The 17,350-nt window shown below is 53.8% G+C and carries 13 protein-coding genes; 3 read left to right on the top strand and 10 right to left on the bottom strand.

Annotated elements, in window-relative coordinates; genetic code table 11:
* Nucleotides 1-17 precede the first annotated feature (17 nt).
* The 3 genes from J2Z70_RS01085 to J2Z70_RS01095 are packed head-to-tail and all read right to left on the bottom strand — an operon-like array spanning nucleotide 18 to nucleotide 3,588.
* Nucleotides 18-1,127 (bottom strand): Ger(x)C family spore germination protein, encoded by a 1,110-nt coding sequence (locus tag J2Z70_RS01085; RefSeq protein ID WP_051478268.1) that lies wholly within the window; start codon nucleotides 1,125-1,127, stop codon nucleotides 18-20.
* Complete coding sequence (locus tag J2Z70_RS01090) at nucleotides 1,124-2,221, bottom strand: GerAB/ArcD/ProY family transporter (RefSeq protein ID WP_209868547.1); 1,098 nt, start codon at nucleotides 2,219-2,221, stop codon at nucleotides 1,124-1,126. The genes J2Z70_RS01085 and J2Z70_RS01090 overlap by 4 nt, the downstream gene beginning before the upstream one ends.
* Entirely contained in the window at nucleotides 2,221-3,588 is a 1,368-nt protein-coding gene (locus tag J2Z70_RS01095) for a spore germination protein (RefSeq protein ID WP_209868549.1), read from the bottom strand. Before J2Z70_RS01095 ends, J2Z70_RS01090 begins: the two co-directional genes overlap by 1 nt.
* Nucleotides 3,589-3,743: 155 nt before the next feature.
* Between J2Z70_RS01095 and J2Z70_RS01100 the strand changes: the two genes are divergently transcribed.
* The 3 genes from J2Z70_RS01100 (at nucleotide 3,744) to J2Z70_RS01110 (ending at nucleotide 6,577) form a co-directional block, all read left to right on the top strand.
* On the top strand, nucleotides 3,744-5,297 hold the full coding sequence (locus tag J2Z70_RS01100; protein WP_209868551.1) for an FAD-dependent oxidoreductase: 1,554 nt from the start codon (nucleotides 3,744-3,746) through the stop codon (nucleotides 5,295-5,297).
* Nucleotides 5,298-5,472: 175 nt separating this feature from the next.
* Nucleotides 5,473-6,192, top strand: a complete 720-nt coding sequence (locus J2Z70_RS01105; RefSeq protein ID WP_036728266.1) for a 3-ketoacyl-ACP reductase — start codon at nucleotides 5,473-5,475, stop codon at nucleotides 6,190-6,192.
* Nucleotides 6,193-6,253: 61 nt separating this feature from the next.
* On the top strand, nucleotides 6,254-6,577 hold the full coding sequence (locus J2Z70_RS01110; RefSeq protein ID WP_209868553.1) for an antibiotic biosynthesis monooxygenase: 324 nt from the start codon (nucleotides 6,254-6,256) through the stop codon (nucleotides 6,575-6,577).
* Nucleotides 6,578-7,091: 514 nt separating this feature from the next.
* Here J2Z70_RS01110 and J2Z70_RS01115 read toward each other — a convergent pair.
* The 7 genes from J2Z70_RS01115 to cidR form a co-directional block, all read right to left on the bottom strand.
* The gene (locus J2Z70_RS01115) at nucleotides 7,092-9,320 is read right to left on the bottom strand and encodes an MMPL family transporter (RefSeq protein WP_209868555.1); all 2,229 of its coding nucleotides are present in this window, start codon (nucleotides 9,318-9,320) and stop codon (nucleotides 7,092-7,094) included.
* A gap of 702 nt (nucleotides 9,321-10,022) precedes the next feature.
* The gene (locus J2Z70_RS01120) at nucleotides 10,023-11,921 is read right to left on the bottom strand and encodes an ABC transporter ATP-binding protein (protein ID WP_036728258.1); all 1,899 of its coding nucleotides are present in this window, start codon (nucleotides 11,919-11,921) and stop codon (nucleotides 10,023-10,025) included.
* A complete protein-coding gene (locus J2Z70_RS01125) occupies nucleotides 11,918-13,678 on the bottom strand; it encodes an ABC transporter ATP-binding protein (RefSeq protein WP_209868557.1) in 1,761 nt (586 codons plus the stop codon). The genes J2Z70_RS01120 and J2Z70_RS01125 overlap by 4 nt, the downstream gene beginning before the upstream one ends.
* The gene (locus J2Z70_RS01130; protein WP_051478267.1) at nucleotides 13,671-14,057 is read right to left on the bottom strand and encodes a MarR family winged helix-turn-helix transcriptional regulator; all 387 of its coding nucleotides are present in this window, start codon (nucleotides 14,055-14,057) and stop codon (nucleotides 13,671-13,673) included. Before J2Z70_RS01130 ends, J2Z70_RS01125 begins: the two co-directional genes overlap by 8 nt.
* Before the next feature lie 403 nt (nucleotides 14,058-14,460).
* A complete protein-coding gene (locus tag J2Z70_RS01135; protein WP_036728250.1) occupies nucleotides 14,461-15,867 on the bottom strand; it encodes a hypothetical protein in 1,407 nt (468 codons plus the stop codon).
* A 144-nt stretch (nucleotides 15,868-16,011) separates the two neighbouring features.
* On the bottom strand, nucleotides 16,012-16,296 hold the full coding sequence (locus J2Z70_RS33810; protein WP_209868558.1) for an aspartyl-phosphate phosphatase Spo0E family protein: 285 nt from the start codon (nucleotides 16,294-16,296) through the stop codon (nucleotides 16,012-16,014).
* Nucleotides 16,297-16,410: 114 nt separating this feature from the next.
* Nucleotides 16,411-17,328, bottom strand: coding sequence for a cidABC operon transcriptional activator CidR (cidR, locus tag J2Z70_RS01145; RefSeq protein ID WP_209868560.1), 918 nt, complete (start codon nucleotides 17,326-17,328; stop codon nucleotides 16,411-16,413).
* Between the last annotated feature and the right edge of the window lie 22 nt (nucleotides 17,329-17,350).

The raw sequence follows: 17,350 nt of genomic DNA on the forward strand, positions 1-17,350 counted from the left end.
GAAGCGTCAATGCGCCTCTACTTGATCATGCCGGAATACTTCACCTCCACTTGTGCATTCACCTGGAAGTTCAGCCGGGGATACAGCCTGCCCCATTCGGCCATCTCCGTGCCGTTATTCCAATGCCGTGCGCCGTAATGCAGTCCCCAGCCCAGCGGGTCCATGCCGCTATCCCGGATCTTGACCAGCAGAGCCTTAACTGCACCGCCCAGCTCTGCTGCACCGGCCTTACCAATCTTTTTCAGCATATGGTGGGTGATCATCTCCTCCGTACTGTTTTCCTCCAGGATCGCCCGGATCTTAATGGTGTAGCGGATGTAAGGCTCTTCGTCCCGATTCGTCACAATCCGGTAACTGGAGGAGGAGCTCTCGGTGTAATACTGGTACATTCCGCTTCCGATATGGGCCGGAAAGTTCGTACGCAGATTGGAACGCGACAGCAGATTGAAGAGTCTGGTCTCATTCGGGGAGAAGACAAGCTTGATTTTGCTCTTATCCAGCAGGGCGATCTTATCGATAAGGAACTGTTCCTTCCCTTGTGCTTCAATAATAGGCAGGATGGGATCTATGCCGTTCTCATAAATATTCCGCATCAGTTGATAGGAATATACACTGGAGATAAAAGGCGACTCTGTACCTTGCCCGCTCATCGCCAGAATCAGCGAGTTGGACGGGATACGCTCGGAGGGCGGCTTGACCTGCAAAACTTCAAGCGCTCCCGGTCTTCCTACCGCAAAGTTTAGAATCGACTGGATATCTCTGCGACGCACCGCCCAATCTGTCACATGTCGGATATCCTTCGCCGCTATTCGCTCTCCCAGAATTATTGTCTTGCAGTGGACATAATCCAGCTCCTTCTCTACTTTGGACTTCATTCTCCGCAGTGCTTCAGAGATGCTCTCGGATTCTTCCGTGAGAATCAGCATCTTCTCGTCAATCTTCGTGACATCCCCTTGGGGGATAGCCAGCTTCAAGCTCACCTTGAAGACTCCCTCCTCCTTGCCGGGATCTATTCCGATGGCTACTACAAATATTCTCCGGTCAATATCCTTGAAGTTACAGCCAGCCAACACCGTGCACACCAGCAGCAGAATAATCCCGATAATCCCGCCACGCAGGCTTCTCATTCTCTTCGCCCCCTAACAACCCAGTAGCACCAGAACAGCAGCCCGATCATCAGCATCTCGCCGTACCAGCGGATATGCTGCAGAAACACCCCAAGCATATTAAGGTTATATTGATCCAGGCGCATGAGAGCAAGCGCTCCGGAAGCAAACAGAACCAGGATAACCAGTTCCTGCAGCAGCTTTGTCTTTGGCTTCCCGGAGGGGGAGGGAAGCAGGCTGAGGAGTAATTCCTTGCCCACATGCCACTGGATAATGGCACTAACCAGTGATAACGTAATACAAGCAAAATAGAAAACATACAGCATGCGTTCGATCAAAAAAGCCTCAATGCGGATGCTGTCCGCCGTTGAGAACCACGTATACACATGACGCTCGATGCCGACTGTCCCATGGTACCCTATGGGCACAAAAAAAGTGATCAGCAGCATCAGGAAGCCTTCCAGGCTCAGAATCCATAGATGCTTAAGCTTCAGCCCATGAAACACCCGGTTGAAGACCGCCATATTAATATAGCCGCTGAACGTAAATGTGGCCGCTGCAATGCTGTTAAGATCCGGAGCATGCAGGGAATGGGTCATCACCTCGAGCACGGCATCCCAGCTGAAGTCCGGGTTAATTATTGCCTTAACGATCGTATACAGAATTAAGGGTATTGTAATCCCCAGCGTGACCTCCAGTCCGTAGAGAAGAGACAACGAATCAATCCGCGAACAGAGGCAGACAACCGCGAGGAACCCGAACATGATCGCATACGGCCCTGTGTCCGGACTGATAAACCGCAGGGTAATATCTACGAATGACAGAAGGATAAGCGTCCCCGCCATATACCAGAGTACCGCATATACAAAAATTAGCGGAGAAGCCAACAGTTTCGGCAACGCCGATCCGAAGATTTCTGGCAGCCCCTGCCCAGGAAATTTATGAATGACTCTGGTGAACAGATAAATGAACAAGGTGCCCACAGCCACTGCAACCAGAATGGAGGACTGGGCACCGTCAAAGCGGGCATCAATGAGCTCCCTGGGAGTGAAATTAAGGATATTGATCAGGGTATTCATGACAAAAAGACAATAGAAATAGCGGTTCTTCGCCATTATTGACCCCCGCTTTTCTTCCTCTGATCTGCTCCCAGTACATCGAGGGCGAACATCCTGAAATACGGCTGGCCGAAGCTGCGCTGGCTGCATAAGTACAGCGTGAAGCCCACCAGGCAGATAACGACACCGACAAGCCCGAGCACAGCTGCGGCAATGACAAAGAAATACTTCAGCACACGGATGGAGAAGCTCATCATATTCAGCGGAACCAGGAAATTGGATATCGCCACTACGGAGACGAGAATAATCATAATGTTGCCGATCAGCCCCGCCGCTGTAGCAGCCTGCCCCAGGATCAGACCGCCGACCGTGGTCGCTGTAGGACCGATGGCTCTGGGCAGACGCAAGCTGGCCTCCGTCAGGAACTCCATCATAATCATCATCAGAATCACCTCGACAAAAGAAGGATAAGGCACCGTAGCGCGGCTTCCCCCGATCAGCAGGGCGATCTGCACCCGCACAATCTCCGGATTGTATGAGGTGAAGGCAATGTACAAGGCCGGCAGCCATAACGTCATGGCCACGCCCAGAATGCGCAGCAGCTTCAGGAAGCGGCCGACGAAGGGCAGATGGATTTTGTCATCCATGGCGGTGAAGAAATCATTGAATATGGACGGAAGCACAATCGCATACCCGGTCGTATCCAGCAGGACCGCCACCTTGCCCTCTGCCAGATTGAATACCACCCGGTCGGGGCGCTCGGTTACTATGGTCTTGGGAAAAATGCGCAGCTTGTCGCTGCTGATATATTTCTCCAGTTCACCGGCAGCCTGCAAAATGTCGAGCTTCAGCGAATCCAGCTTCTCTTTTAACTCCGCCAGCACCTGGTGATTCACCCGGCTCTCGTCGTAGAGAATCGCCACCTTGGTCTTGGACACATTGCCGATAACGGTAAATTCCATCTTGAGCGCAGAGGACAGATAACGCCGCCGGACCAGATTGAGGTTCACCGCCAGACTCTCCCCCAGCGCATCAGAAGGGCCTTGGCTGATGCTCTCCGTAATCGTCTCCTTGATACTGCTGGCCTCCGCCCGGAGGACATCGAAGCAGCAGAGCTTGCCCTCCCGCCCAATACAGGCATAGCCGCTGAGCAGAAGATCCAGAGCACGCTGCCCGTCTGTCACCTCTTCACTGCCGGGGTAATCGGCCACATAGCTGTAGTAGGCTGCGGGATGGCCCATCTCGTAGAACGGAGCAATAATATTGCGGCTGATGGCCTGTCCGTCTGTCACACTTTTGATATAGAGCAGGCTGACCTGTCCCGCCGGAATCGTCAAGACCTTGTCTTCAAGGTCGCCGAACCCGCTTAGCTGGCTTCTGATCCATTCGAGCAGAACCGCCTGTGTATGCTGTTGTTCCGACATAGGTCTCTGCCCCTCTCCGCCCGCTGCTCCGTGAATTTCTTCTTAGGTTGGCACTTTCTGGCGGTTTTCATGCACCTGCCGGGGGAGCGGGGCGTTTCTTTTCACGGAAGAGTGGTAATAAATGAAATGGATCATCACTTAGGAGGGACTAGACTATGAGCACACAGGAACCCCGTCCGCAAGGTCTTCCGCAATTTCCGGAATCGTTATGGATAGACAGTACAGGCCTGCCGTCTTTTCCGGTGCTTGCGGAAGATCATGTCACAGACGTAGCTATTGTAGGGGCAGGAATTACCGGGATTACTACCGCTTATCTGCTGTCCAAGGTCGGATATAAGGTCACACTGCTTGAAGCCGGACAGATTCTCGGCGGGGCCACCGGCTATACCAGCGCCAAAATCTCCGCCCAGCACGGCATGATCTATCATGATCTGCTGAAGCATTTCGGCGAAGAGCAGGCCCGGATGTATTATCAGTCGAACAGCGAGGCCATGGAATGGATGATTGCCACAGCGGAGGAGCTGGACCTGTCCTGCGGGATGAAGCGGGAGGCGGCCTACCTGTATGCGGATCAAGGTGACGAGAAGACGCTGAAGGCGCTGAATAAGGAATTCGAGGCTTACGGCAAGCTGGGACTGCCCGGAGAGTGGCTGGATCAGGTCCCCCTGCCGCTGGGCGCGGGCGGGGCCATCCGGATGCCGGATCAGGCCCGTTTTCACCCGCTAAAGTACCTGAAGGGACTGCTGCAGGCGGTTCTGGATAGGGGCGGCGCCGTATTTGAGCATACGATGATCGGAGAGAAGGTCGATACGGACGGACAGATAACCCTGCATACCGAGGGAGAGAAGCTCCAGATCCGCTGCCGCCATGCCGTGTCGGCTTCCCACTTTCCCTTCTATGACGGCGGCTCCCTCTACTTCTCACGGCTGCATGCCGAACGCTCCTACTGTCTGGCCTTCGAGCCGGAGACGGATTATGAGGGCGGCATGTATCTGAGTGCCGGTGAACCGGCCCGTTCGCTGCGGGCAGTGGAATGGGGAGACCGGAAGCTGGTCATCGCCGGCGGGGAGAACCACAAGACGGGTCAAGGCATTTGTACGTTCGGCCATTATGAGAATCTGGAGCGGTTCGCCGGGGAGCTGCTGGGCATCCGCAGTATTCCGTTCCGCTGGTCCACCCAGGACCTGATCACGCTGGACCGGGTTCCCTATATCGGCAAGCGCGCCGAGGACGAGGAGATCTATATCGCCACCGGCTTCGGAAAATGGGGCATGACGAACGGAACCGTGGCTGCCCGCCTGATCGCAGACGGCATTCTAGGAAGCAGCAACCCGTACACCGGGTTATATGATCCCTCACGCTTCAAGGCCGTTCCAGCCATCAAGAACTTCATCGTGCAGAACTTCTCGGTCGCCAAGGAGCTGGTGGCCGGCAAAGTGGAGATTGTGCACACCAAGACAAAAGATCTGGAGCCGGATCAGGGGGCTGTTGTCTTCCATGACGGCAAACGCGTAGGTGCCTACCGCGACCCTGAGGGCCAATTGCATCTCGTTGACAGAACCTGCACTCACATGGGCTGTGAATGCGAGTGGAATGACGCCGAGCGCTCCTGGGATTGCCCGTGTCATGGCTCCCGCTTCTCCTACGAAGGCGATGTACTCGAAGGTCCGGCGACCCTGCCGCTTAAGACAATTACGCCGGAAGACTAAAGCGGGATGACCGGGCGCTACGGGGCATTAGCGGCACAGGCGGTACCGGGGGCCTGGCGGTCTGCACTGCCGGAGCTGCGGCTCCGGCGTGATTGTGCCCGGCCGCTCAGGTATAATAGACAGTATCTTCTAGAATTACCCATCATTCTATATATAAGGAGCGTGACGACAGGTTATGGATTTGAGAGGAACCAGTATTGTCATTACAGGTGCAGGCAAGGGAATCGGCAAGGCGCTCGCTATGGCGCTGGCTAAGGAAGGTGCCAACCTGGGGCTGATCTCCAGAACCTCGGCGGATCTGGAGGCGCTGAAGGCGGCGCTGACCGAGGTGTACGACATCAAGGTCAGTATCGCTGTAGCCGATATTGCCGTACGTGAAGAAGCGGAGCGGGCGGTAGTGGCCCTGCAGAAGGACCTCGGCCCCTTCGACGCGCTTATTAACAATGCCGGGATCGCCCAGTTCGGCACGTTCCTGGAGATGGATCCGGCGGACTGGGAACGGCATATGCAGATCAACCTGTTCGGGGCCTATTATGTGACCCGCGCGGCACTGCCTGCGATGATCGAGCGTTCGAGCGGCAATATCATCAATATCTCCTCCACCGCAGGAGAACGCGGCTTCGCCACAGGCTCAGCCTACTGTGCTTCCAAGTTTGCGCTCATGGGCATGACAGAGTCCCTGGCGATGGAGGTGCGTAAGCATAATATCCGTGTCGTAGCGCTGACCCCAAGCACAGTGAATACAGGCCTTGCTGCCGATGCGGGTCTTAAGATCGGGGACGAGGACCGGATGATGCAGCCGGAGGATGTGGCCGAGCTGACGCTCGCTGCACTTAAGCTGCCTGACCGCGTCTTCCTGAAAACAGCAGGTATCTGGACCACGAATCCGCAGTAACGACAGACATTACGTACAACAAAGACAGACATTAAGTACAGCCCTACAAGGAGGACTTGGCATGCTGGTAGTTACCAATACGATTAAGATCAAGGAAGGACATGGTGAAGCGCTGGCCTCACGGTTCAGCGCAGATAACGGGGTGCAGAGCATCCCCGGCTTCATCCGCATGGAAGTGTGGCGCGGCGCTCCCAAGGAAGGCGTGGAGGAGCTGAAGATCAGCACCGTCTGGGAGAATGAGGAAGCGCTGAACGGCTGGACCTCGAGTCCCGCCTTCCGGGACTCGCACCGCGGTGCCGGCCGGAACGAAGCCATTGTTGGCTCCTCGCTCGACAAGTACGAGCTGCTGCACAGCCGTACTCCGGATGTCCAGGCTGACCAGTAGCACATCAGATCTAAACATGTTGAGAATTACTTTAACTAATGGCTTGCTGAGGGGTTACCTCACCCGATTAGGGTGCAAGGGGTAGGCTTAATCGCAATTCGTACAACTAAATCGTCGGATATGCTGCCAAATCTCCATTTAGATGTAGTTCGTGCAATTAAAATGCCCCAATACCTGGATTTTCGCCCATCCGGGCAAATTTAGTTGTACAGACTACACTTAGAAGAGGAAGTCAACCCGTTTCCCTGTTTTTAGTTGCACAGAATATACTTATCCCTGTTTTTTCGCTACGAAGAAGGCAGCTTCGTACCTTACTGCTTTTATGGAATGAACTCACTTGTTTAATTCTGATGATCTACTAGCTTCGCTCAAAAGAAGGGCTTCTCCCTTTAATAGAGATTCGCTGGCAACAGCAAAAAAATCGCTCCTTTCGGGATGGTTGATGGATCTTCCATTTTCCCGAAAGGGCGATTTCTTTGTTGTTTTTCCAGAAAATTGTAGAACTAACTACTTCTTACCGCTGTGTATCCGAAGCAGAGGCTTCACTTACTTCCTGATGCTTACCCGGCCAGAAGGCCAGACGGCCGAAGAGAACAGTGATAGCCGGTACCAGGAAGGGACGGACCACGAAGGTATCCAGCAGGACACCGATCGCAGTGATAATCCCGAACTGGACCAGCACCTGAATAGGTAGGCTTGCCAGCACGGCGAAAGTACCGGCCAGGATTAATCCGGCGGAGGTAATGACCGAGCCGGTCTCATTCACACCTTCTGCAATCGCCTGCTTCAGCGGCATATGCTTACGCTTTTTCCAGATATTCGAGATCATGAAGATGTTGTAATCCTCCCCTAGCGCTACCAGGAAGACGAAGGAATATAGCGGAATGGCCCCTTGAATCGCATCTGCACCGAGCACGTAATGAATGATGATCCAGCCCAGGCCCAGTGCCGAGAAGAACGATAGAATTACTGTCCCCACCAGATATACTGTGGCTACGACAGATCTGAGATAGACCAGCAGCAGCACCGTAATCAGGCCGATAACGACCGGGATGATCAGATCGGTGTCACGTTCCCCAAGCTCCTTGGTATCGTGCTGGGTAGCGGTCTGGCCGCTGATCCATACCTTATCCTGCGCGTTCTCAATCCCGGATTCCGTCAGGGCCGACTCAACCGTAGCCTGAAGTGCCGGGATATGGTCCATCGCCTCAATCGAATACGGATTGTCCTTGAACTCAATATCATAGGCAGTAATCTTTGGGTTGACGGCCCCCTGCTGCGGGTCTGAGACCACATCCACGTAAGACAGGCTGCTCAGCACGGATTTCAGGTCTTCTCCGCCGGGTAACCCTTCCGTATCAACCATCAGCTTGGCGGGTGCCAGCTCACCGGGGGAGAATTGCTCGCCAATCAGGTCGAAGCCTTCCCGCGACTCCATAGTCTTCGGGAATGACGACAGAATATCATAGGTGAACTTAATTCCGCTGGAGAATGAGGCCAGCACTCCCAGAAGTACTACGGTAATTCCGACAATGGCCCACGGACGGGATACCACCAGGTACCCGATTCCCTTACGGCGGGCAGGCTGCGGCTGCGGCACCGGTCTGCCCTTGGCCTTGGCCCGCTCTGCTTCCATCTGCGGCGTGCGCGGCACGAACGGAAAGAAGGAGGTCCGTCCGAAGATCGCCAGCAAGGCCGGAACCAGGGTCAGACTGGCTACTCCCATAATTAGAATGGAGACGCTGAACGGCACTGCAAACCGGTGGTACGCGCCGTATTTGGCCAGCAGCAGAGCGAAGAGGGCCAGCACCACGGTGAAGCCGCTCATCGCAATCGCCCCGGAGGAGTGGGAAATGGCGCTCAGCAGTGCGCGCCCCTTATTCTCCTCCACCTTCAGCATCTGACGGAAGCGCGAGATCAGGAACAGGCAATAGTCTGTCCCTGCCCCGAAGAGCAGCACCGTCATGATCGAGACCGCCTGCGAGTCCACTGTAATCCAGCCTTCCCTGGCCATCAGACCAAGCACCGGGCTGGTTACGCCATAAGCGAAGCCTACAGCAACCAGCGGAATCAGCGCCAGAATCGGTGAACGGTAGATCAGCAGCAGGAAGACCAGCACCAGAATGACAGTGGCAATCAGCAGCGACACATCGGCATTCTTGAACAGCCCTGTAGCATCTACCGAGATTCCGACCGGGCCGGATACGCGCAGGCTCAAGTCTCCGCTGTCGGGCTTGGCGGCAGACGGGTCAGTCCCCGTCTCCGTCCGGACCAGCTCCTTCAGGCTCTTCAGCGACTCTCCGAGCTGGTCGCTGTCCGCCGTCTTGTCGAACAGCACCGGGGTGACCAGCGTGCTCCGGTCCTCCGACAAGGACGCCTGCAGCGCCTGCGGCGGCAGCTTGCCCAGCGGAGGAACGAAGTTCTGATGCATAAGAGGCTGCTGCTCAAGCTTGCTGTATACTGCTGTTATATGTACGAGATCCTCCTCCGCGATTCCTCCGTCACGATGCCATACAAGCAGTGCCGGCACTCCGCTTCCGGCCGGAAATTCTCTCTCAGCAACGACCGATGCCCGCACCGATTGTGAATCCTCCGGCAGATTGGAGGCATTGTTAGCAACCTGTGAATTCACTGATGGCCATAGCATCGTAAGCACCCCGACCAGTGCAACCCATACCAGCAGAGTGATCCATTTGGTCTTGCTCCCTGCTACCCATTTTCCGTAGCCCGACATACCTTTCATCCTCTCTCCTATCCGTCCGCCCAAGTAGAAACGGCTGTGCTGTCCTTTTAAAGGACGACACCGTTTCAGCGAGAAATATAAGGATAATTTATAGCGCGAAACATATAAATTCTTATATTCCAAAAAAATGAGCCGCGGGTCATTTTGATATCCTTATCATATATACCCCGAAAATTTTAAGCAAATCTTTTTTCTAAAATGTTGAAAAACTAGAGTGATCACTACCACTGCTGCCCGGAAATAGCTGACTCAATGCCGCTAATAACGGGTGATCGTAGACACTCTCTCTAGTATTATCTGGAGAATTCGATTTAGACCTGCTTTTGAATCCGCAGACAGAAATGTTGCAGGAATTGCAACTTCCGCTCACAGATAAGCTGATAATTCGAGGAATGCTGTATAAAATGCAGGAATTTTTATTAGTAGCTTATGGATGAAGGGGGAATGCTGCCTTCTGTACAACAATTTGAGATTAAGGCCAATTATACGCGGGAAAAGTTGTATTTTATGCAGGAAAGGCTAGGTTGGTGGAGTCGAGTAGTGGCATAGTTAAGTGGTGAGTTGATGTGTGAGTTGCATTGTATTCGGTTTTTATAAAAAAAGCGTTCATACAGAGAATGTCCGAAGACGCTCTGCATGAACGCTGGTTAACTTTAGCTGTGGTCTACAGCCGGCTATATTCAGGTAACTGTTCTATTCGGATCAGCCTGCGTCCGGCAGGTCATCACCGGAGAACTGGCTGTTATAGAGATCGGCATAGAAGCCGCCCGCTTCCAGCAGTTCCACATGGGTGCCCTTCTCAATGACGCTACCCTGGTTCATCACCAGGATCAGATCGGCGTCCTTGATGGTGGACAGGCGGTGAGCGATCACGAAGCTGGTTCTGCCGTGCATCAGCGTGTTCATCGCCTTCTGGATCTGCACCTCTGTCCGCGTATCTACGCTGCTGGTTGCTTCATCCAGAATGAGGATGGACGGATCGGCCAGAATCGCCCGGGCGATGGTAAGCAGCTGCTTTTGACCCTGGGAGATGTTCGAGGCCTCTTCATTCAGAATCGTGTCATACCCGAGCGGCAGCGTACGGATGAAGTGATCGGCATGCGCAGCCTTGGCTGCCCGCACCACATCAGCCTCCGAAGCCCCTTCCCGGCCATAAGCGATATTATCGCGGATGGTCCCGTTGAACAGCCAGGTATCCTGAAGCACCATACCGAATTTGCTGCGCAGCTCGCTGCGCTTCATATCGGTGATGTTCACACCGTCGATCACAATTTCCCCGCCGCTGATCTCATAGAAGCGCATGAGCAGGTTGATCAGTGTGGTTTTACCGGCTCCGGTTGGTCCTACAATCGCAATGGTCTGTCCCGGACTGACCTCGATGTTCATGTCTTCAATCAGGAGTTCACCCGGCTTGTAGCCGAACTGCACGTGACGGAATTCCACAGAGCCCTCTTCTGCAGCTGCTGAACGTTTCGCCAGTGTAGCAGCCACTTCAGGGACTTCCTCGTCCTCATCCAGCAGTTCAAATACACGTTCTGCCGAAGCGATGGTGGACTGAATGATGTTGGCAATGTTGGCAGTCTGCGTTATCGGCATGGTGAACTGGCGCGAATATTGGATGAATGCCTGGATGTCACCGACATCGATCGCTTTTTTGGTCACGAAGATCCCGCCGACCACACATACCAGCACATACCCCAGGTTCCCGATGAACATCATCAGCGGCATAATAATCCCGGAGATGAACTGGGAGCGCCAGCCGGAGTTATACAGATCCTCATTGATGGCATTGAAATCCTTCAGGGAATTCTTCTCCCGTCCAAAAGCCTTGATGATCCGGTGCCCGGTATACATCTCCTCCACATGACCATTCAGCTGGCCCAGCGATTTCTGCTGTCCGACGAAATAGGTCTGGGAGCGCTTGGTGATCAACATGATCACCACGAAGCTCAGCGGCAGCGTTACGATCGTAATTAGGGTCAGCCACGGGCTGATCGTCAGCATCATCACAATAACCCCGACAATCGTCACAATAGAGGTGATCAGCTGGGTTAAGCTCTGCTGCAGGGTGGTACTGATGTTGTCCACATCATTGGTCGCCCGGCTAAGAATCTCCCCGTGGGTCCGGGAATCGAAATATTTCAGCGGCAGCCGCTCCAGCTTGCTGTTGATCTGCTCGCGCATGTCGTATACGACCTTCTGCGCCACACCGGCCATGACATACTGCTGGATATAACTGAACAGCGCGCTGAACAGATACAGGCCTGCCAGCAGGATCAGAATATCATTCACATAGCCAAAATCAATCGCCGCCCCAGGCACGCCCATCATCTTGCCATAAGCGCCTTCGAACAGCTTGGTCGTTGCCTTACCCATCACCTTAGGGCTGAAAATACTGAATACGGTACTGGCAATCGCCATTACGAATACGATAATCAGCTGTACCTGGCGCGGGCGCAAATACCGGATCAGGCGGCGCAGGGTGCCCTTGAAATCCTTCGCCTTCTCGGGAGGCATACCCATGCCGGGTCCGCCCGGGCCGGGGCCGAATCCGCCGTGTCTGCGGGCGGGCGGCTTCATTGCTTTGTTCTGCTCACTCATGCTATTTCCTCCTCTGACAGCTGCGAGGATACGATCTCGCGGTACACCTCATTGTTGTCCAGCAGCTCGCGGTGCGTGCCCATACCGACAATTTGACCTTCATCCAGTACGATAATCCGGTCTGCATCCATTACCGTGCTTACCCGCTGTGCGACGATAAGGACAGTAGATTCCGTAGTCTCCTCCTTGAGCGCGGCACGCAGCTTGGCATCGGTCTTGAAGTCCAGCGCGGAGAAGCTGTCATCGAACAGATATACCTCCGGCTTGCGGACGAGGGCACGGGCTATCGACAGACGCTGCTTCTGGCCGCCGGAGACGTTACCGCCCCCCTGGGAGATGCTTGAATCGAAGCCTTCCTTCATCGCTGTGACAAAGTCATAGGCCTGTGCCACCTTGGCGGCATGAAGAATCTCCTCCTCGGTAGCATCCTCTTTGCCGTAACGGATATTCTCGTTGATGGTACCGGTGAACAGCACGGCTTTTTGCGGAATATAACCAATCTTGCTCCGCAATTCCTCCTGCGTCATCTGGCGCACATCCACACCGTCCACACTTACCGTACCTTCTATGGCATCATAGAATCTCGGAATCATGTTCAGCAGCGTGGACTTGCCTGACCCGGTTCCGCCGATAATGGCGGTAATCTCACCGGGGCGCGCACTGAAGGTAATTCCCGACAAGGCTGCCTGCTCTGCACCCGGATAAGCGAAGGATACATTGTCGAACTCCACATACCCGTGCATCCCGTCACGGCCGTCCTCATGTGTAGCTGTAGCCGTAGTCTTCAGTTCTGCAGAGGTAGGGTCCTTAATCTCTGGCTGCATATCTAACACTTCATTAATGCGCAGTGCTGAGGCAGAAGCTCTTGGAATCAGCACGAACATCATGGACACCATGATCAGCGAGAACATAATCTGCATGGCATACTGAATGAATGCCATCAGGGAGCCAACCTTCAGATCCCCATCGCCAATGCGGATTCCGCCGTAATACAGAATGGCAATCATCGAGAAGTTCATGACGATCATCATCAGCGGCATCAGTCCCGCCATAACCTTGTTGACTTTGATTGCAGTATCCGTAAGATCTGCGTTGGCCAGGCTGAAGCGACGGTTCTCATGCTCAATCCGGTTGAAGGAGCGGATGACGCGGATACCGGTCAGATGCTCGCGCAGCACCAGATTTAATTTGTCCAGCTTGATCTGAATCGCCTTGAACAGCGGCAGACCCTTCATTCCGATGAAAAATATTGCTCCCACCAGCAGCGGAATCACCACTACAAAGATCAGCGAGAGCTTGGCGTCCTCCGACACCGCCATAATAATCCCGCCGATCATCATCATCGGAGCACCGACCATCATGCGGAGCATCATAGTCAATACTGTCTGAACCTGTGTAATATCATTAGTGGTACGTGTAATCAATGAGGCCGTACCCAGCTTATCGAATTCATGGAGCGTAAAATTCTCCACATGATTGAACACCCGGGAACGGGTATTCTTCCCGAAGCCTGCTGCCACTCTGGCTGACAGATAGCTGGCAATAATGGAGCATAGCACACCGCCAGCCGCCACCAGCAGCATGAAGCCGCCTATTCTCCAGATATACGGCTGGTCTCCGTCCACAATCCCTTTATCGATAATGTCACTCATCAAGGTGGGAAGATACAGATCACCCATGGATTGCAGGAATACCAGAATCAGTACCCCTGCGATGGCCAAGCGGAAGGGCTTCAATTGTTTCATTAATTTAATCATGCTTCTCATCTCCGTTCATTTGTAGCCGGTCTAGATTAGGCGGAGGATTATCCTCCATAAAGGCATAGACTTTCAGCAGCAGTTCCGCCAGTTGATCAGATTCTTCCTCACCTAAATACTCCACCATCCTGTTAAGTGTGGCGTCCATATGGTCCCTGGCTCTGCGGGTAATAATTTTCCCCTGTTCGGTCAACTTGATGCGCACTACCCTCCGGTCAGACGGATCAGCCTGCCGTTCTACCATCTGCTTGGCTTCAAGACTGTTAATCAGTTGGGTTACTGTTGGCGGAGTCAGTCCCAGGAAGCGGCTGATCTCCGACACCTTAAGTCCCAGATCTGAAGCATGCGACGCCCGTGCAATACATATCAATAAAGTCATCTCACTTGGCTTATGCCCCTCCACTGAGTGATGCCAATGCCCTTTGCGCAGCTTCCGAAGTGCAGAGAAAAGCTTGTGTCCGACTGAGTTTTCACCTTCGCGATTTATCCCAATGCTTCCACCCCATTTTAGTTAGGTCTACAAATAATTAAACCATGTATTAATTAGGCTACCTAATTATATTTTCGTGCCTGCAATTTGTCAATTCCTGATTACGTCCTTGCTATGTAATTTATTTCACATTACCACGCGCAAACGCTCCCGCGACACAGAGGGCCGGGGAGTCTCTTCAAGCTATGCAATTAACTGCTCTAATCTGCTCTAAAATTCCACTCCGTGTTCAACAGCGGTAAACCCTCTGGTCTTGGACTTCTGATCTGTTCCTATACCCGCAAGAATGAAGCTAAACAATACCAAAACGCTGACCGTCGTCAACAGTGATCTCTTCATGTGCTCTCACCTCCCTGATCAGCTCCCGGTACGCATTCTGCTGGGTATCCGAGGCATAGTCTCTGTTCAGTTCAAATAAGGTTACACAATTAATAAAGTCCTTGCCGCTGTTCAGCCTGATGGTCAGACGCAGACAATGAATGATATAGTCTATTCCCTTGGCATATTGCTTGCGGGAGATATGGTAGATCGCAATCTGATAATAGAGACGGTACACCCGGTCTACATTGATCGTATCCTGGAATTGTTCAAAGCGCAGCATCTCCCGGGAAAAGCGCGACATCACCGCATCAGCGGAGAACCCGAAGCGGTTGGCCGACTCCATAATGATCACCATGCCGGACAGAATCTCGCCGGGATGCTCGGACAAGAAAGCGATATAGGACGGCAATACAGAGATGTTGCCCATCAGAATCTCCAGCGTGAACCCGTTGGCCGTGGCAAACAGCTTGAAGCTGTCCACACTGCTGCGCCCCTCGTCATCCAGCATCTCGAACCATCCCAGGTCCGCATAGCCGGCGGTATATTTCTTGGCCTGCTGATATTCTCCCTGCTTGGTAAGCGCCGATGCCTTCATCAGATAACCGTGCCCGTAATAGACCACCAGCGGACGTTCTGCCTGAAAGGCCTCTGCCCTCTTCCCCTTGCTGCGGCGCAGCTCCTCGCGGTAGATTCCGCTTGCTAATGCCCTCAGCTCATCAGCGAATTTCTCCACATCCTTCCAGCGGTGCAGCGCGAAGCATACCTTCGCCAGCTTCAGCAGCCCGTCCAGCTGCATCTCCTCGGGAAGCAACCCACGATACGGCTCGAAGCTGATTACGGCGCGCAGCTTCTGCTCCATATCCACATCCGGAGTGGATTGCAAAGACATGAAGATACGGTACTGGCTAATCGCCATACGCTCGGAATAGCTATCTTGTTCATGGTCTACAATCAGCTTGTAGAATACGATGGACTCCTGTACTTTGCCGCTGCAGAATAGCCTCTCTGCCACCCTGTAGATGATATCCAGCGGCCGCTGATATTCCATAATCCGCCTTAAGACCTCTTCAATGCATTGCTGCTTGCCCATCTCGGCACATTTAACCAGGAAGGGCTCGATACGGCGGCGTGAGATCCGCTCTTCACTGAAGCACTCATCCACATACAGCGGATACAGCCAGCCTTCCGGGAAGCCGAAGGCCCGGATCATGGCATCGAGCTGTCCCAGCGAGATGGGCTTCGGCGGATTGCCGTGAAGAATGGCGCTGAGACTGCCGCGGTTCAGGCCGGAGACTTTGGCAAATGAGGCAAGATTATGGCCCGAGCGGGACAGACTCTTCTCGATTTCCGTACGTAATGTAGTCAGCTTCGCCTCCACCCGGCACCTCCCTATCCATCATTCAGGTTATCCTTCTATTAATTGCCATTATAGGACAACACTATGAAAAGCACAACAAAATGGCCCCACATTTAGTAGGACCATGATTAACAAACACCGTCAGATGCTCGGATGTATTATGGATTATTGCTGCAGAGCCGCCTGATTCCTGATCCGCTGGCCCTTCTTATTCTTGCCGTAAGGCGCGGCTCCATTCTTGCGGCTGCGCAGGCTCTCCATCATCAGGTTCTGGGCCATCACAATATATCCGTCCAGCCGCTGGCTAAGCTCCAGCACTGTATGGTCGCTCAGACTCCGTTCCCGGGCCACCTCCAGCAGCTCGCTTCTTAAATTCTCTATAGTAAGGAACAGCTCATCTTCTCTGTAATCCCGGCCGCTAACATCAGGAGAATTCTGGTAAAGGTTCACGGTTACTCACCTTCTCTCTATCAACTTCTCCCCTATCATAAATCATGATGCCAAAAAACAAAATTTGCAAAAAAAGAAAAAAATGTCGGCGGAAGTATAAATAAGCTCTGTTATTTATATATCCTCGGGAGGCTCCGGCCGCGAATACCGCTCTCCTAGTACATTCATCGCAAAAGCAATCCACTCCCTGGCGGCAAAGGACAAATAGCGGTCCTTGCGCCAGATCATGCCCAGCTGCCAGGGAATCACCGGCTCGGTCAGGGAAATCACCGCAATCCGCGAACGGTCGATATCCCGGCAGATGGTCTCCGGCAGCAGCGCAATGCCCATCCCGGCGGCGACCATCCGGCTGATCAAATCCCACTGGGAGCTTTCATAGACCACCTTGGGCTGAAAGCCAGCTTTGACACATTCCGAGATAATCCGGTCATGGAGGGCGAAGTCCTCCCGGAACAGGACGAACTCCTCCTCGGCCAGCTCTCTCAGCGGCACCTGCTGCGCTCCGTCCAGACGGTGGCCTGCGGGAACCAGCAATTCCAGCTTCTCCTCCACAAAGGTGAAGCAGTGGAATCTGGCCGGGTCCACCGGCAGTACAATCGCCCCGATATCGAGCAGGCCGGACTCTACGTCATCCTCCACTTTCTTCGCCCCGTCCTCATGCAGCCGGATCGTCACCTCGGGATACTTCCGGTGGAATTCCCCGATGACCGCCGGGAAGAAGCTGGCTCCAACCATGGGCGGAAGTCCGATACGGATATGCCCCTGCTTCAGATTGCGCAGGCTGTCCAGCTCGGAGGAGAGGCTGGCAAAGGACTCTACAATGTTCTGCGCCTTGACGAGCAGCAGCTCTCCCGCATCCGTCAGACGGATGCTCCGGCCCTCGCGGTAGAACAGGTCGGCCCCCAGCTCCGTCTCCAGATTGCGGACCATCTTACTGATGGTCGGCTGGGTGATATACAGCGATTCTGCGGCTCTGGAGAAGCTGTTCAGCCTGGCGGCCTGCACGAAATACTCCAGCTGTCTGATATCCATTAGGTAACCTCCATGCATAGAC

Source organism: Paenibacillus silagei, from assembly GCF_017874735.1.
GTDB lineage: Bacteria > Bacillota > Bacilli > Paenibacillales > Paenibacillaceae > Paenibacillus_AQ > Paenibacillus_AQ silagei.

What these genes read in the sequence shown, in the direction of transcription:
- J2Z70_RS01100 (WP_209868551.1), top strand. Translation starts at nt 3,744, where the DNA reads ATGAGCACACAGGAACCCCGTCCGCAAGGTCTTCCGCAATTTCCGGAA.
- cidR (WP_209868560.1), bottom strand. Translation starts at nt 17,328, where the DNA reads ATGGATATCAGACAGCTGGAGTATTTCGTGCAGGCCGCCAGGCTGAAC.
- J2Z70_RS01095 (WP_209868549.1), bottom strand. Translation starts at nt 3,588, where the DNA reads ATGTCGGAACAACAGCATACACAGGCGGTTCTGCTCGAATGGATCAGA.
- J2Z70_RS01090 (WP_209868547.1), bottom strand. Translation starts at nt 2,221, where the DNA reads ATGGCGAAGAACCGCTATTTCTATTGTCTTTTTGTCATGAATACCCTG.
- J2Z70_RS01120 (WP_036728258.1), bottom strand. Translation starts at nt 11,921, where the DNA reads ATGAGTGAGCAGAACAAAGCAATGAAGCCGCCCGCCCGCAGACACGGC.
- J2Z70_RS01105 (WP_036728266.1), top strand. Translation starts at nt 5,473, where the DNA reads ATGGATTTGAGAGGAACCAGTATTGTCATTACAGGTGCAGGCAAGGGA.
- J2Z70_RS01130 (WP_051478267.1), bottom strand. Translation starts at nt 14,057, where the DNA reads ATGACTTTATTGATATGTATTGCACGGGCGTCGCATGCTTCAGATCTG.
- J2Z70_RS01125 (WP_209868557.1), bottom strand. Translation starts at nt 13,678, where the DNA reads ATGATTAAATTAATGAAACAATTGAAGCCCTTCCGCTTGGCCATCGCA.
- J2Z70_RS01115 (WP_209868555.1), bottom strand. Translation starts at nt 9,320, where the DNA reads ATGAAAGGTATGTCGGGCTACGGAAAATGGGTAGCAGGGAGCAAGACC.
- J2Z70_RS01110 (WP_209868553.1), top strand. Translation starts at nt 6,254, where the DNA reads ATGCTGGTAGTTACCAATACGATTAAGATCAAGGAAGGACATGGTGAA.
- J2Z70_RS01085 (WP_051478268.1), bottom strand. Translation starts at nt 1,127, where the DNA reads ATGAGAAGCCTGCGTGGCGGGATTATCGGGATTATTCTGCTGCTGGTG.